Below are 15,595 nucleotides of genomic sequence, written 5' to 3' on the forward strand. Positions count from 1 at the left end.
CATCCCCTGCTGTATTTGTGATTACATTAATTTATGATGGATATAATAAATAGAAAGGAACTTATATAAAAAATTATACAAGGAGGCACCAAATGAACAATTCATTGACTTTGGTTTTTTCCGGAGAAGCCGGACAGGGAATTCAAACCATAGAAGAATTCTTGGTAGATGTCATCGCCAACAGTTATCATGTTTTTTCCTGCAGTGATGTCATGAGCAGGGTCAGAGGTGGCAACAATACCACGGAAATCAGGATAGCAGACAGTGAAATCAGTGCTTACAAAAGTAAAATCGATATTTTATTTTTATTGAATGACCACAGCCTGAATAGGTTGAAAGAAAGAATTGGAAGTAAAACAGTCATAATTGGAAAGAGAGAGTATGTGGATGAGAATTTTTTGGAAGAATTCAAAGGTGATTTCAGAGATTATGATTTCGAAAAGATAGCTAAAGATGTTGGAGGAGCATTGTTTTTAAATACTGTTGTATTTGGATTTACCGCCGGCAAGTTGAATCTGGACAACAAGAAATGCAAAAAAATGATCGAAGAAAAATTTTCTTCAAAAGGCAAGAAAATCATAGATGATAATCACAAGGCATTTGAAAATGGCTTTGAACTTGGTAAAACTTTCGAGCTGGATTTGCATATGGATAAAACCGAAAGTTTAAAAGAATTTTATAAGGTATTAAATGGAACACAAGCTATAGGCCTTGGAGTCTTGGCAGGAGGGTGCAATTTCATAAGTTCTTATCCAATGTCACCATCAACGGCCTTATTGTCTTTTTTAGCAGAGAATTCCATTGAGTTCGGAGTTTTTGTTGAACAGGCGGAAGACGAGATAGCGGCATTGAATATGGTGTTGGGTGCATGGTATGCAGGAGCCAGGGCGATAGCAACCACTTCAGGAGGAGGATTTTCATTGATGGAAGAGGCAATGAGCCTGTCCGGGATCACAGAAACGCCTTGTGTTGTGCATCTGGCTCAAAGGCCAGGTCCGGCAACCGGGCTGCCTACAAGAACTGAACAAGGAGACCTCATGCAAGCTGTATTTGCCGGACACGGTGATTATCCAAAAATAATTTTGGCACCGGGCACGTACAGGGATGGAGTAGAACTTGGACAGAGAGCTTTTTATCTTGCTGATAAATACCAGGTCCCCGTTATAATAATGACTGATCAGTTTTATCTGGAATCCTTTGGGTTGATGGGCAAATTCACCTTGGATCATGATTACGATGAGGAATTTATAGTTGAGACATCAAAAAATTACAAGAGGTACGATTTAAACACAGGGCCTGTTTCACCAAGAGGCATACCCGGCAATGGTGACGGATTTGTAAAAGTGGACAGTGACGAGCATTTTGAAGATGGAACGATCACAGAGGACTTCGAGACCAGAGTTAAAATGCATGAAAAACGGCTTTCCAAAAAAGATTTAATTGTCGAAGATTACGTTCGCGAAGAGCTCCTTGGAGAAACAGATTATGAGATTTTGATTGTAGGCTGGGGATCTACAAGAGGTGCTATCAAGGAATGTCTTGAGAATGGAAACTTTGGAAACGTTGGATTCTTGACATTGAAACAATTATATCCATTAAGACAAGACTTGAAAGAATACTTCAACAAGGCAAAAAAAATCATAGCGATTGAGAATAATTCTTCCGGTCAACTGGCAAATTTGCTGAAACTTGAGTTGGACGTAAAAATCAATCATAAAATCTTAAAATATAGCGGTGAACCATTCTCCGTTGAAGAAATTGAAAGTCGTTTGAAGGAGGTTTTGAAATGAAAGACTTTGAAATGAACGATGGGATCGACATAGCCTGGTGTCCCGGGTGTGGTAATTTCAACATAAGAGAATCTTTGATAAAAGCCATGCAAGAATTGGAACTCGATCCAAAAAAAGTGGTCTTTTCGTCGGGAATAGGCCAAGCGGCAAAGATGCCGCAATACATAGACACAAATTATTTTAACGGGCTCCACGGACGTGGCTTGCCTGTTGCGGTTGCAATCAAAGCAGCAAATCCGGATTTGACTGTGATAGCCGAGGGCGGAGATGGAGATATGTACGGTGAGGGAGGTAATCACTTTACTCACAACATAAGAAGAAACCCTAACATAACTCATATCGTACATAATAACATGGTTTATGGATTGACTAAGGGGCAGGCATCGCCTACCAGCAGGAAATCATTCAAAACGGGGGTGCAAGTTCAGGGCGTGGTAAATGAACCGTTTAATCCCTTGGCTTCGGCACTGGTTCTTGGCGCCACTTTTGTAGCAAGAGTATTTTCAGGGGACAAAGAAGTGGTGACTGAAGTTATTAAACAGGCGATTCAACACAAAGGGTACGCCCTAGTTGACATTTTTCATCCATGCGTCAGTTTCAACAAGATAAACAATTATTCTTGGTATAAGGAAAACACTTATTACCTTGATGACAAACACAACTCGGATAATTTTGAGGAAGCAATGAAGGCAGCATTGAGATCTGATAAATTCCCTTTGGGAATAATTTACAAAATCGAAGGGAAGGAAACTTTTGAAGACAGTGCCCCTGTATATTATGATGATAAGACACCCATTGTAAAGAGAAAAAGGGACTTGGACAAAATAAACAGCATTATAAATAAATAGTAGATATAAAAAAGATCCGGATTTCCGGATCTTTTTTGTTACATATTGTCAATGAATTCATCAAAGGTCGTTCTTCTATCCACAATTCCTGTGTCTTTTATTTGAATGACTCTGTTTGAAACAGTTTGTAGTAGCTCGTGGTCGTGAGAAGCAATAAGAATATTGCTGGGATAGTTTTCCAAACCTTTATTAAGTGCGGTTATGGATTCCAAATCCAGGTGGTTGGTGGGTTGATCCAAAATCAGCATGTTTGCATTTTGGAGCATCATCCTTGAAAGCATGCATCGAACTTTTTCGCCACCGGAAAGAACGCTGACTTTCTTTAAAGCTTCTTCGCCTGAGAACAACATTTTGCCTAAAAATCCTCTTATATATGATTCAGATTTTTCTTCCGAATACTGTCTTAACCAATCTACCAGGTTAAGCTCGGAACCTTCGAAGTATGAAGCATTGTCTTTTGGAAAATAAGCTTTAGAGATTGTTACGCCCCATTTGAAGGAACCTTCGTCAGGCTCCAATTCGCCTGTCAATATCTTGAACAGAGTAGTCAGGGTTATATCATTGTCGCTTAGAAATGCTATCTTGTCATCTCTTGAAACGGTGAAAGTAACATCATTCAATACCTTGACTCCGTCAATAGTCTTGCTTATTCCTTCTACAAAAAGAATGTCATTACCCGGTTCTCTTTCGGGCTTGAAAACAATAAATGGATATTTTCTTGTTGAAGGTTGAATGTCGTCAAGGGTGATTTTTTCAAGAATTTTCTTTCTTGAAGTCGCTTGCCTTGATTTTGAGGCATTTGCGCTAAACCTTGCAATAAATTCCTGCAACTGTTTGACCTTTTCTTCCTTCTTTTTGTTTTGATCTTTCATCATCTGCAGAGCTAACTGGCTTGATTCGTACCAAAAATCGTAGTTGCCGGAATACAACTTAATTTTACCGAAATCCACATCGGCCATATGGGTGCATACGTTGTTTAAAAAGTGTCTGTCGTGAGATACGACTATTACGGTTCCAGTGAAATTTATCAAGAATTCCTCGAGCCAATTGATTGCTTTTAAATCCAAGTGGTTTGTAGGCTCATCCAGGATCAGGACTCCAGGCTTGCCAAAAAGAGCTTGAGCCAGCAGAACTTTTATTTTTTCGTTTCCGTCCAGTTCCTTTACTTTCTTTTGATGCAATTCTGAAGAAATACCCAAACCTTGAAGCAAATAAGCAGCATCTGATTCAGCATCCCATCCGTCCAAATCGGCAAACTCACCTTCTAATTCAGCAGCTTTAATACCGTCTTCATCACTGAAGTCGGGCTTTGCATATAGCTCGTCTTTCTCTTTCATAATTTCAAAAAGTCTAGGGTTGCCCAATATGACCGTATCAAGAACAGTCATTTCATCGTATTGGTAATGGTCCTGCTTCAAGACGGACATTCTAGTTTCCTTGGCAATGCTTACATCACCTGTATTTGGTTCTATCTCCCCGGATAGAATTCTCAAAAAAGTACTCTTGCCCGCACCATTGGCTCCTATTACTCCGTAGCAATTTCCGGGATTGAACTTTAAATTTACATCTTCAAATAATTTTTGTTCTCCGAATCGGAGACTGACATTGGTTACTGTTATCATTTAATACCTTCCTTTTTAAGTGTTATCAAGCAATTATATCATAACCAGGGTTTAACGAACATATATTTTAAAAATGTTGTATGGTTTATTCAAAATCTATCGGATCCACTTATCAAGATGCAAAAAATAAACGTTTACAGAATTAATTTGAAATACTAATTGATATATATTATCAGTTAGTATATAATATCGTTAGATAACAAGGAGGGGTTAAAATGACTATTGTAGATCTTAAACCAGGTCAGTCCGGCCAGATCCTAGAGCTGAATTTAAGCACCAAGATAAAAAATAAATTGTTGGAACTTGGTTTGACACCCGGAGCATCTGTCATGTTTGTTAGGACCGCGCCGTTGGGAGACCCTATAAATATAAAAGTAAGAGGCTTCAATTTGGGTATTAGGAGAGAGATTGCCCAGGGGATAACCTTAAAATAATTTCGAGCAGAAGAGGTGATGCGTATGGGAAAGACTTACGCTTTGACAGGAAATCCAAATTCAGGTAAAACAACCATCTTTAATGAACTTACAGGTGCTACACAGTATGTTGGAAACTGGAGCGGGGTAACAGTTGAAAAAAAAGAGGGGACTATCAAAAATTCCGATATTCAGGTGGTGGATCTTCCCGGAATATACTCAATGTCATCAAATTCGCTTGACGAAGTGATAGCGTTGAATTACATAACAAAAGACAAGCCAGACGGGATAATAAATGTAGTAAGTGCATCGAACCTGCAACGAAATCTGTACCTTACATTACAGTTGTTGGAAATGAAAGTGCCCGTAACACTGATTTTGAACATGATGGATGAAGTCAAAAGAAGAAAGATAAATATCGATCATTTGAAGTTGGCTCAAATTTTGTCTTTAAGGATAATACCTACAGGTGCGGACGATAGAAAAGAATTGAAAAATATTAAAGACACGTTGACTCTGGATGAAGTATCGAACTTCAACAGATTTTCTTATTTTTCAGAAGATGTTCAAAAGGCCATCAACGAGTTGGCTCAAAAGCTTCGAGAGACAGAGCACCGACTTGAAAACGATATCCATTGGCTGGCACTTAAAATATTGGAACATGACAGGGAGATAATCGAGCGGATCAAAATAATAAACTTGGGTGCTGTAGAACTGGGTTATAAGCTGAGGGATGAAATCCAGAAACAAACAAAAATGGAATTGCCCGAAATATTGGCAAAACAAAGATATGATTATTTAAGAGAAATTTCGGAACAAGTCATTGAAGATTTGGACAAAAGTCTCGTCACAGAAACAGTGACGGATAAAATCGATAAAGTTTTGACTCACAGGATTTTAGCGATACCACTTTTTTTAACAATAATGTTGATGGTTTATTATGTTACCATTACCGGCCTGGGAGATAAAACAATAGCCTTCATGGAGTGGTTGGTGGGAGATGTCATCACTAAAACAGTGATCGCAGGCCTGAATACTGTCGGTGCATCTGAAATGGTTGTATCCTTGGTCGTTGATGGTATTATTGGAGGAGTTGGGGCGGTAGTTGTGTTTGTCCCGCAAATAATGATCCTGTTTTTTTTCATAGCCATACTTGAAGACAGTGGATATATGGCAAGAATTGCCTTTGTAATGGATAAGATATTTAAAAAATTCGGTTTGTCAGGAAAATCAGTAATACCGATGTTGGTCGGGTCGGGATGTTCGGTACCCGGTATAATGGCTACTAGAACTTTGGAGAATGAAAGAGATAGAAAACTAACTATTATACTTACTCCATTTATTAGTTGCGGAGCGAAATTGCCTGTTTACCTTTTATTTGCAGCAGCTTTTTTTCCGTCAAATTCTCATATCATTGTGTTTTCACTTTATTTGTTGGGGATATTGGTAGCAATTTTATCAGGTGTTATTTTGTCAAAATTGAGATACAGGGGTGAAGATTCAGATTTTATATTGGAACTTCCCCCCTATAGGATTCCAAGATTAAAAAATGTTGCGATTAGAATGTGGGATAAAGCAAAAGACTTCTTGTCAAAGGCAGGAACTGTAATATTTGCAGCATCGGTGATTTTGTGGTTTGCCCAGTCATTTGATTTTTCTTTCTCGCGAGTAGTTGAACCTTCCGACAGCATGCTGGCTTCATTTGGCAAATTGATTGCACCTGTCTTTTCGCCTCTCGGGTTTGGAGATTGGATAACATCTGTTGCATTTATAACGGGTTTTGCAGCAAAGGAAATTGTAATTAGCACTCTCAGTGTATTGCACGGTGTTAGTGAGGGAGCCTTGGTTACATCATTGCAAAACATATATTCGCCGTTGTCGGCATATTCGTTTATGGCATTCATACTTCTTGCTTCGCCTTGTTTTGCGGCAATAAGTGTTATGAAAAGAGAGTTGAATTCATGGAGAGAAACGGGCTTTGCGGTTTTATATCAAACCAGCGTCGCATATTTGATTTCCATGCTGATATACCAGGTTGGGAGTCTCATAATCTAAGGAGATGATAAAATGGCGGACTTTTTAATATTAACGCCCATACTGGGATTGACTGTTTATTTTATTGTAAGGCATTTTAGACAAACAAAAGAAGGAAAATGCAGTTCATGTTCTCATGATTGCTCAAGCTGCCCCACAAAGGAAAAAATGTAAAAGCGATGCCCTCAACATTAAAATGGAGGGCATCGCTTTTTAAAAAACGGTTGATCTTTTGATCGTAAGCTTATGTAGCTATTGGGTTGTTGATCCCAAAACCCAAAGTTTTCGTTTTATACTCCTGAGTCAGCAATTCTTTTCCCATTTCGATTGCTTCATCCTCGGAGATATCTACTCTTACATCACGAGATTCAAGTAGATCGAAAATAGAATCGAGAATATATTTTTTCAGGGTATAACCACCAAAAATTTTCTTTTGTATGTGCACTTCGTATTTGTCATCATAAACGACCACGTCTTCATTGCCAAATTTTAATTTCATAATATCACCTCGCATCAAACTTTTTAATGTAATGTAAATATGTTATTATTATATATACCATTTACGGCTTAAAAAAAACTTAGAAAACATAAATTTTAATAAAAATTGGAGAAAATCATGCTGCAGGAAAAATTAAGAGACCTTCCGGATAAACCCGGGGTTTATTTGATGAAGGATTCAAGCGATAAAATCATTTATGTAGGCAAGGCGAAGAATTTGAAGAACAGGGTCAGGCAGTATTTTCAGAAAAATTCTTCACATGGTTTAAAAGTTCTTACCATGGTAAAAAACATTGACGATTTTGAGATTATAATCACTGACAGCGAAGTGGAAGCCCTGATACTTGAGTTCAATCTGATAAAAAAACATTTGCCCAGGTTCAATATAATGCTTAAGGACGACAAGTCCTATCCCTTTATAAAAGTTACATTAAATGAAAATTATCCACGGATTTTAATGACTCGAAAAGTTAAAAAGGACGGAGCCAGATATTTTGGTCCATATACAAATGCAAATGCAGTCAAACAAACGATAGATGCCATAGAAAAAGTGTATAAATTGAAGCATTGCAGTAAGAATTTTAATGGAGAAAAAGCTCTTGAAAGGCCTTGCCTGAATTTTTTCATAGACAGGTGCCCGGGGATTTGTTTGGGCAATGTGGACAAATCCGAGTACAGAAATAAAATATATGAAATAATTGAAATACTCAAAGGAAAAGATAAAAGGATACTCGAAGACTTGACCAATTCCATGGAAAAAGCTTCGAGAGAACTGGATTTTGAAAATGCTGCTATTTTCAGAGACCAGATCCAGGGGATAAAAACAATTGGAGAAAAACAAAAGATTACATCAGACGCATCTTCCGACCAGGATGTGATCAATTTTGCCATGGAATCCAGTGAAATCTGCATTCAGGTTTTCAAAATCAGGGACGGTAAAATGATCGGCAGAGAAACTCATATGCTTGAGTATTATAACAATGAAGATGATTTTTTAAATCAATTTGTAAAGCAATTTTACTACAATCGAGCAATATTTCCGAAGGAGATAATAATTCCACATGAAATTGAAGACAAGGAAGCAATAGAGCTATGGCTAAAAGAAAAAAAGGGGAACAGAGTGACGATTACTGTCCCTGTTAAGGGTGACAAGAAAAAATTATTGTCGATGGTCAAAGAAAATGCGAAGATTTTACTATTCGAACACATGAATAAAAAGTACAATAAGTTGAGACAGGAAAAATTTTGTGATAAGTGGATCTTGGAAAATATGGGAATTGAAAAAAAGCCGATCCGCATAGAATCCTTTGACATTTCCAACATTGGGGGAAAAGATGCAGTCGGAGCAATGGTGGTTTTTACCAACTATAAACCTGATAGAAAAGCGTACCGAAGATTCAGGATCAAATCAGTCGAGGGTCAGGATGATTACGCAAGCACTCAGGAAGTTATATTTAGAAGGATAGAAAGAGGCATGAACGAAATCCAACAGGGCAAGACATCAGGTTCATTTTTGCCACTACCTGATATAATAATGTTGGATGGAGGGATCGGGCATATAAATTCCGTTAAAAAAATTTTGGATATGTACGATCTTGACATCAAAATTTTTGGAATGGTCAAGAATGACAAGCACAAATTGGAGAAGTTGGTTGCCGAATCGAGTACCATGGAAATACCAAAATCAACACCCATATATTATTTTTTGAACAACCTGTCTGAAGAGGTTCACAGATTTGCCGTTGAATATCACAGAAAAATCAGAAATGAAGGAATGAGCAATTCAGTATTGTCGAAAATTGAAGGGATCGGACCCAAGCGTCAACGACTTTTGTTGGATCACTTTAAAAGCATTGACAACATCAGGAATGCAAAGTTGGAAGAATTTAAAAAGGTTCAGGGGATCAACGAGAAGACGGCGAGAATAATTATTGATTATTTCAACGAAAAAAATGAGAAACGGGAGACGATGAATGAAGTATAAATTGATAGCAGTAGATATTGATGGAACTCTATTGAATTCGCAAGGGATCCTAACACAAAAAACAAAAGAACAAATACGGAGGGCTCATGAAGCAGGTGTTATATTTACTATTTCAACTGGAAGGCCCATACAGGGTGTAATGCCTCTAGTTGAGGAAATAGGTTTGGATATCCCTTTGATCACATACAACGGCGCAATGGTATTAAAAGCAAATACCCACGAAATCATATATGAGAAATCTTTGATCAATGAATCGGCTTTAAAAATCTACAAAATGGGACTAAAAATCGATACTACAATGATTCTTTGGTCTGAAAATAAGTTATACTCCAATGTTGACAATGAAAAATCTAGGTTTTATTCCGGATTGACAAATACTCCTATGGAAGTAATTGATGACATTGGCCGGTTAAAAGAAAATATTACCAAGATAATTTGGTATGAAAATGATATCAAGGTTTTGGAATTAATGGACATGCTGGATAGGGAGTTCGAGGACAAGCGAGTTGTTTATCACCCTTCCAGACCTTATTTCCTGGAATTTGTAGATTCGGAAGCTTCAAAGGCCATAGCTATTGCAAAGCTCGGAGAAATTTATGGTATAAGGCGGGAAGAAATTATCGCCGTAGGAGACTCGTACAATGATATTTCGATGATTGAATTTGCGGGATTGGGTGTGGCAATGGATAATGCGCCAAAGATAATAAAAGACAAGGCCGATTATATTACAAAGAGCTGCGATGATGACGGTGTAGCGCATGTAATAGATAAAATTATTTTTGGAGGCTAGAAAATGAAAGAAATTTTAATAGAAGATTTTTGCAGAGATTTGGGATTTGAAATTTTATGCGATGGAGGACACGAAACAATAACCTTGACCAACAGCAGCATAAACAGGCCGGGTCTCCAATTATACGGATTTTACGATCATTTTGATTCAGACAGGGTCCAAATAGTTGGTAAGGTCGAAGAGAGCTATCTTAATTCATTGGATCCGGTGGAAAAATCAAAAAAAATAGAAAAATTCTTCACTTACCATTTTCCTTGCCTGGTGATCGCTTGGGATATGAATGTAGATGGGGACTATGTAAAGTGCGCAAATAAATATGGAAGAATTGTCTTAAAATCAAAAAAGGAGACTACAAAAGTAATCAATAATGTTATCAATTATCTTGATGCGTATATGGCGCCAATAATCAGCATGCATGGAGTTCTGGTGGAAGTTTTTGGGGTCGGAGTACTTATTACCGGATCCAGCGGTGTCGGGAAGAGTGAAACTGCACTTGAATTGGTAAAAAGGGGACACCGGCTCATTACCGATGATGTGGTGGACATAAAAAATGTGGGTGACAGGTTGACCGGTAGCGCACCGGAACTGTTGAAACAGTACATGGAAATCAGAGGTATAGGCATTATAGACATAAGAACCTTGTACGGTATAGGTGCTGTAAAAGAATCGGTCCAGATAGACATGAACATCCACCTGGAGATGTGGGACGCAACCAAATATTATGATAGACTTGGATTGGATGATGAATATACTAATATTTTAAAGGTAGATGTGCCTAAAGTGGTAATTCCTGTAACTACGGGCAGAAATCTGGCTATAATTATTGAAACAGCGGCTCGAAACAATAGATTGAAGTACATGGGAATAAACTCTGCCAAGGATTTTTGTGATAGAATAGCCTTGAGTAATGAACAGAAAACAGACTAAAAAGATAGGGGATGATTTTTTGAAGACAGTGCTGGATACTCATATACATACAGTTGCGTGCAATCACGCTTACAGTACGATCGGTGAAAACGCTGCTTCTGCAAAATCCAAAGGACTTGAGCTGATATGTATAACTGAACACGGGCCCAAACTGCCCGGGGGACCTCACCCTTATTATTTTGCAAACATCAAAGTCGTACCACCTGAGTTGGAAGGTGTGAAAATTCTAAAGGGAATAGAATCAAACATCATGGACACCTCCGGTGGGTTGGATCTACCTCCACAGTACAAGAACAAGATGGAGATAATCCTGGCGGGATTGCACAGTAAATGTTTTTCTCCAGGAAGCAAAAGGGAAAACACAAAAGCGGTGATAAAAGCTATGGAAAATGATTTTGTTGACATCATCGTCCATATAGGAAATCCGGCATATGAGTTGGATTATCCGGATGTTTTGAAGGCGGCGAAAGATACCAATACGTTGATTGAAATAAACAACAGTTCATTCGTACATTCCAGAAAAGGCAGTTATGATAATTGCTTCAATGTGGCAAAAGAATGCATGAAAAGAGAAATCATGATTTCTCTTGGAAGTGATGCGCATATTGCCAGCGATGTGGGTGAATTTGGAGTAGCAAAAAAAATATTGGATGTGATCGAGTTTCCGCAGGAGCTTGTGATAAACACTTCAGTTTCCAAATTAACTAAATATCTTGAGTCAAAGGGTCGAGTTTTGTTTGTAGACCCTAGAGAGAATACCAACCAATAAAGGAGAATGATTTATGAGTAAAAACCCGATAGTAACCATCAAATTGGAAAATGGAAAAGAAATTAAAGCGGAATTGTACCCGGACATAGCACCGGAAAGTGTAAACAATTTTATAAGTTTGATCAAAAAAGGATATTATGATGGATTGATTTTTCACAGAGTGATCAAAAATTTTATGATTCAAGGAGGATGTCCTGAAGGCTCAGGGATGGGTGGCCCCGGTTATACGATAAAAGGAGAGTTTGCTGCCAACGGATTCAAAAACGATTTAAATCATAAAAGAGGAGTCTTGTCCATGGCCAGAGCTATGAACCCAGATTCTGCCGGTTCTCAGTTTTTTATAATGCACAAGGATTCGCCACATTTGGATGGGTCATATGCAGCTTTTGGAGAAGTTATTGAAGGTATCGAAATAGTGGATGAAGTTGCAAATTCAAAAACAGGAATGCAGGATAGACCTGTTGAACCGATAATCATGTCTCAGGTAAGCGTAGAGACTTTTGGAGTGGATTATCAGGAGCCAAATAAACTTTAAAAGGGGTACGATATGACTGTAAAATTTATAACCGATAGTGCATGTGACCTGTCAAGAGATATTCTTGAAAAGGAAAATGTTGATGTGATCCCAATTTATGTAAGTATAGACGGGAAAGACTTCAAAGACGGTTTAGACATAACATCTCAGGAAATTTACGATGGAATGAGACAAGGAAAAGTGTACAAGACAGCACAAATTACAGTTCATGATTTTGAAGAGGTTTTTAAAAAATATGCCCTTGAAGGTCAGGATGTCATCCATATGAGTTTTTCATCGGGCTTGTCGGGAACTTATAATGCTGCTGTTTTGGCATCCAACAACATCAAGGAAAACTATCCAAATGCGAATATTGAAGTTATTGACACAAAAGCAGCCGTAAACGGGTTGGGGCTGATAGTCAAAGATGCTATTGAGGCCAGAAATTCCGGTGCAGGCTACAATGATTTAATTGAACTGATAAAGGAAAGATCATCTAAAATAGAGCACATCTTCACTGTCGCAGATTTGGATTATTTGTTTCGAGGAGGAAGATTAAGCAAGGGAGCGGCAATAGTAGGGAACATGCTGAACATTCAGCCGGTGTTAAAAGTAGATCACGAGGGCAAGCTGCAACAAATTGAAAAGGTCAGAGGCAGAAAGAAACTCTTTAACAAGATATTGGAAATAATGGACGAAAATGCTGACGATCTTGATAAACAAACTGTAGCATTGAGTCATTGTGACGACATTGAAGAAGCCGAAAAATTGATGGAAATGATCAAAGAAAGATTTGGGACTGAGAATTTCATTATAAATATGATGGGATCTGCCATAGGCGCTCATACAGGACCCGGTACGATCTGCGTTTTTTTCTACAACAGCAAAAATCAGTCTTGAAACAATAAATTAAAGACCCTGAATCTCGCAACGCCTACTGGCCGCGCAAGATCCAGGGTCATTTTTTTGTTGAAGGAATCAGTACGAAAGTATTATTCCACCATCGTCCATATAAACGGCACTGAGCCCATTTGCCTCGGTCATGATTATGTCTTTGAAATTATATTTCTCCTTTATCATTTCCCTTACATAGTTGGCTTTTTCAGAATCGTTACAATGTATTATCCCTATTTTTTTGTCTGAGAAATCCGACTTTTCCTTGCCTATCAATTCAACCATTTTTTTAAGGGCCTTTTTAGTTCCTCTGGACTTTTCAACAAGCGTGATCTCTCCGTTACTATCTGCCGCAAGTATTGGTTTAATATGTAAAAACTGAGCAAACATTCCGGTCAATTTACTCATTCTTCCATTTTTGATCAGGTTGTCCAGATTTTCAAGCACGAAAACCGTTTTCATTTCCTTGATGTATTTTTCAGTGTTTTCCACGATTTCCTGCAAAGGTTTATTTTCATCGATCAATTCTTTGATCTTTACAACTATCATCGCCTCTGCGATTGCGGCAGACAGCGAATCGAAAACATGTATGAATTTTTCGCCGAATTGTTCAAAGTACATATCCCTTGCCGTCAAAGCACTATTGTAGGTTCCGCTAAGGCTGGATGAAATCGTTACAACAAAAATGTTCTCGGCCTCTTTGTACTTTTCCAGAAAATGATTTGGAGAAGGACAAGCCGTTCTTATGGAATTTACAGACTTTTTCATTTTACTGATGATGGTTTTTACAGTTAGAGTTTCATCATCAACAAGGTCTTCGTTGTCGATGCTTATGGTAAATGGTACAGTTGCATGATTTATTTCTTTCTTCATATCTTCATTAAAATCACAACTGCTTCCAACTATTATTTTATAATCCATTGCGTACCTCCCGTAATTTTATAATTAATTTTACCATACACCCCATATTTTATAAAGAGATATAAATTTTATAAATGAGTAAAAAGAAAGTAGATTCATTGCTTTATCTGATATAATTATCTTATAGAATATAAGGAGCGTGATCGGGATGAGTATTTATGTTGATTTGACTAAGGCCATGATTTCTGAAGATGAGTTGGTTAACATTTATCCACAGATTGTGACAGCAGAAGAAGCCCTTTCGGAAAGAAGCGGTGCAGGAAAAGATTTTCTTGGCTGGTATGATTATCCAGATACTTATGATAAAGAGGAATTTGAAGCTGTTATGGAGGCGTCAAAGCGAATTAGAAGTACTTGTGAAGCTTTTATAGTCATTGGCATCGGTGGATCATATTTAGGTTCCAAAGCTGTCATTGATGCATTGAATTCATTTTTTGCAAATGAAAAGGATTTGAAAGGTCCGAAAATTTATTTTGCAGGACAAAATATAAGTGGAAAATATCTGAATGATTTATTTGAGTTGGTCAAGGACAAAGATGTAATGATAAATGTAATATCAAAATCAGGGACCACGACAGAGCCGGCCATCGCATTCAGAGTTTTTAAAAATTTGATTGAAAGTAAATATGGGAAAGAAGAATCCCAAAAGAGGATTTTTGTTACTACCGACAAGGAAAAAGGAGCATTGAAGAAGCTTTCTGAAGAAGAAGGATACCAGACATTTGTAATTTCCAACGACGTGGGGGGCAGATATTCCGTGCACACCTCGGTTGGTCTTTTGCCGATAGCTGTTGCAGGGCATGATATAAAAGATTTCATGAAGGGCGCTAAAGATCAAATGGATGAAATAAACGGCGACCGGTCCATGACAAATCCATGTTATCGTTATGCGGCAGTTCGGAATATTCTTAATAGAAAAGGCAAGGATATGGAGATAATGGTAAACTACGAGCCGGAGATGCAGATGTTTGCAGAATGGTGGAAGCAACTTTATGGAGAAAGTGAAGGTAAAGACGGAAAGGGGATATTTCCGGTGTCAGTCAATAATTCCACGGACCTCCATTCTCTCGGTCAAATCATTCAAGAAGGAAAAAGAAATATCTTTGAAACAGTGATAGTTTTCGATCAACATCAAAATGACATGGTCATACCCTACGATGAAGCTGATTTGGATGGACTCAATTACATTTCAGGTAAAGGCATGAATTATGTAAACAAAATGGCTTTTCAAGGAACGCTTTTGGCCCACGTGGAAGGAAATGTTCCGAACGTCGTGATCAATGTCAATGAACTTAGTGCCTACTCATTGGGCAGATTAGTTTACTTTTTTGAAAGAGCTTGCGGAATAAGCGGATACATGCTTGGAGTCAACCCATTTGATCAGCCAGGGGTGGAAAGTTACAAGAAAAACATGTTTGCCTTGCTGGGTAAAAGAGGATACGAAGATTTGGCTGAGATGCTTAAAAAGAATCTATAAATCTATCGACAGGGGACATAAGTCTTCTGTCGATAAATTTTAATAAGGTTTTAATAATTTCTGAATATCCGATTAATGCTGGCAGGTTATGATCATATTATAAAATTCAGACAG

At 37.9% G+C, this 15,595-nt stretch carries 15 protein-coding genes; 12 read left to right on the forward strand and 3 right to left on the reverse strand.

Annotation, left to right across the window (positions count from 1 at the left end):
• Nucleotides 1–92: 92 nt before the first annotated feature.
• Entirely contained in the window at nt 93–1,790 is a 1,698-nt protein-coding gene (locus IWB18_RS04970) for a 2-oxoacid:acceptor oxidoreductase subunit alpha (protein WP_195682510.1), read from the forward strand.
• The gene (locus IWB18_RS04975; protein WP_195682511.1) at nt 1,787–2,638 is read left to right on the forward strand and encodes a thiamine pyrophosphate-dependent enzyme; all 852 of its coding nucleotides are present in this window, start codon (nt 1,787–1,789) and stop codon (nt 2,636–2,638) included. Before IWB18_RS04970 ends, IWB18_RS04975 begins: the two co-directional genes overlap by 4 nt.
• A 38-nt stretch (nt 2,639–2,676) precedes the next feature.
• Here the strand turns inward: IWB18_RS04975 and IWB18_RS04980 are convergent, their stop codons facing one another.
• Nucleotides 2,677–4,260: an ABC-F family ATP-binding cassette domain-containing protein gene (locus tag IWB18_RS04980; protein ID WP_195682512.1), complete on the reverse strand. Its 1,584-nt coding sequence runs from the start codon at nt 4,258–4,260 to the stop codon at nt 2,677–2,679.
• A 215-nt stretch (nt 4,261–4,475) separates the two neighbouring features.
• On the opposite strand from IWB18_RS04980, the gene IWB18_RS04985 reads away from it, so the two are divergent.
• The 3 genes from IWB18_RS04985 to IWB18_RS04995 are packed head-to-tail and all read left to right on the forward strand — an operon-like array spanning nt 4,476 to nt 6,881.
• Nucleotides 4,476–4,694 carry a FeoA family protein gene (locus IWB18_RS04985; protein WP_195682513.1) on the forward strand — a complete coding sequence of 73 codons (219 nt, stop codon included), beginning with the start codon at nt 4,476–4,478 and terminating at the stop codon, nt 4,692–4,694.
• Nucleotides 4,695–4,718: 24 nt separating this feature from the next.
• Nucleotides 4,719–6,728 (forward strand): ferrous iron transport protein B, encoded by a 2,010-nt coding sequence (feoB, locus tag IWB18_RS04990; RefSeq protein WP_225877767.1) that lies wholly within the window; start codon nt 4,719–4,721, stop codon nt 6,726–6,728.
• A gap of 12 nt (nt 6,729–6,740) precedes the next feature.
• Nucleotides 6,741–6,881: a FeoB-associated Cys-rich membrane protein gene (locus tag IWB18_RS04995; RefSeq protein ID WP_195682515.1), complete on the forward strand. Its 141-nt coding sequence runs from the start codon at nt 6,741–6,743 to the stop codon at nt 6,879–6,881.
• A 70-nt stretch (nt 6,882–6,951) separates the two neighbouring features.
• Here IWB18_RS04995 and IWB18_RS05000 read toward each other — a convergent pair whose 3' ends face one another.
• Nucleotides 6,952–7,206: a hypothetical protein gene (locus IWB18_RS05000; RefSeq protein WP_195682516.1), complete on the reverse strand. Its 255-nt coding sequence runs from the start codon at nt 7,204–7,206 to the stop codon at nt 6,952–6,954.
• A gap of 117 nt (nt 7,207–7,323) precedes the next feature.
• On the opposite strand from IWB18_RS05000, the gene uvrC reads away from it, so the two are divergent.
• Genes uvrC through IWB18_RS05030 form a run of 6 tightly spaced genes read left to right on the forward strand, consistent with a single transcriptional unit; the run spans nt 7,324 to nt 13,089 of the window.
• A complete protein-coding gene (gene uvrC / locus IWB18_RS05005; RefSeq protein WP_195682517.1) occupies nt 7,324–9,189 on the forward strand; it encodes an excinuclease ABC subunit UvrC in 1,866 nt (621 codons plus the stop codon).
• On the forward strand, nt 9,179–9,979 hold the full coding sequence (locus tag IWB18_RS05010; RefSeq protein ID WP_195682518.1) for a Cof-type HAD-IIB family hydrolase: 801 nt from the start codon (nt 9,179–9,181) through the stop codon (nt 9,977–9,979). The genes uvrC and IWB18_RS05010 overlap by 11 nt, the downstream gene beginning before the upstream one ends.
• 3 nt (nt 9,980–9,982) lie before the next feature.
• Nucleotides 9,983–10,906 (forward strand): HPr(Ser) kinase/phosphatase, encoded by a 924-nt coding sequence (gene hprK, locus IWB18_RS05015; RefSeq protein WP_195682519.1) that lies wholly within the window; start codon nt 9,983–9,985, stop codon nt 10,904–10,906.
• On the forward strand, nt 10,887–11,675 hold the full coding sequence (locus IWB18_RS05020) for a phosphatase (RefSeq protein WP_207740752.1): 789 nt from the start codon (nt 10,887–10,889) through the stop codon (nt 11,673–11,675). Before hprK ends, IWB18_RS05020 begins: the two co-directional genes overlap by 20 nt.
• A gap of 13 nt (nt 11,676–11,688) precedes the next feature.
• On the forward strand, nt 11,689–12,210 hold the full coding sequence (locus IWB18_RS05025; protein WP_195682520.1) for a peptidylprolyl isomerase: 522 nt from the start codon (nt 11,689–11,691) through the stop codon (nt 12,208–12,210).
• Nucleotides 12,211–12,222: 12 nt separating this feature from the next.
• Nucleotides 12,223–13,089, forward strand: a complete 867-nt coding sequence (locus tag IWB18_RS05030; protein ID WP_195682521.1) for a DegV family protein — start codon at nt 12,223–12,225, stop codon at nt 13,087–13,089.
• Between the two features lie 78 nt (nt 13,090–13,167).
• On the opposite strand, the gene IWB18_RS05035 is transcribed toward IWB18_RS05030, so the two are convergent.
• Complete coding sequence (locus tag IWB18_RS05035) at nt 13,168–14,004, reverse strand: DegV family protein (RefSeq protein ID WP_195682522.1); 837 nt, start codon at nt 14,002–14,004, stop codon at nt 13,168–13,170.
• Between the two features lie 148 nt (nt 14,005–14,152).
• Here IWB18_RS05035 and IWB18_RS05040 point away from each other — a divergent pair, with 148 nt between their 5' ends.
• Nucleotides 14,153–15,481, forward strand: coding sequence for a glucose-6-phosphate isomerase (locus IWB18_RS05040; RefSeq protein WP_195682523.1), 1,329 nt, complete (start codon nt 14,153–14,155; stop codon nt 15,479–15,481).
• Nucleotides 15,482–15,595 lie beyond the last annotated feature (114 nt).

The sequence above is a fragment of the Alkalibacter mobilis genome, from assembly GCF_015594845.1.
Taxonomy (GTDB): Bacteria; Bacillota; Clostridia; order Eubacteriales; family Alkalibacteraceae; genus Alkalibacter; species Alkalibacter mobilis.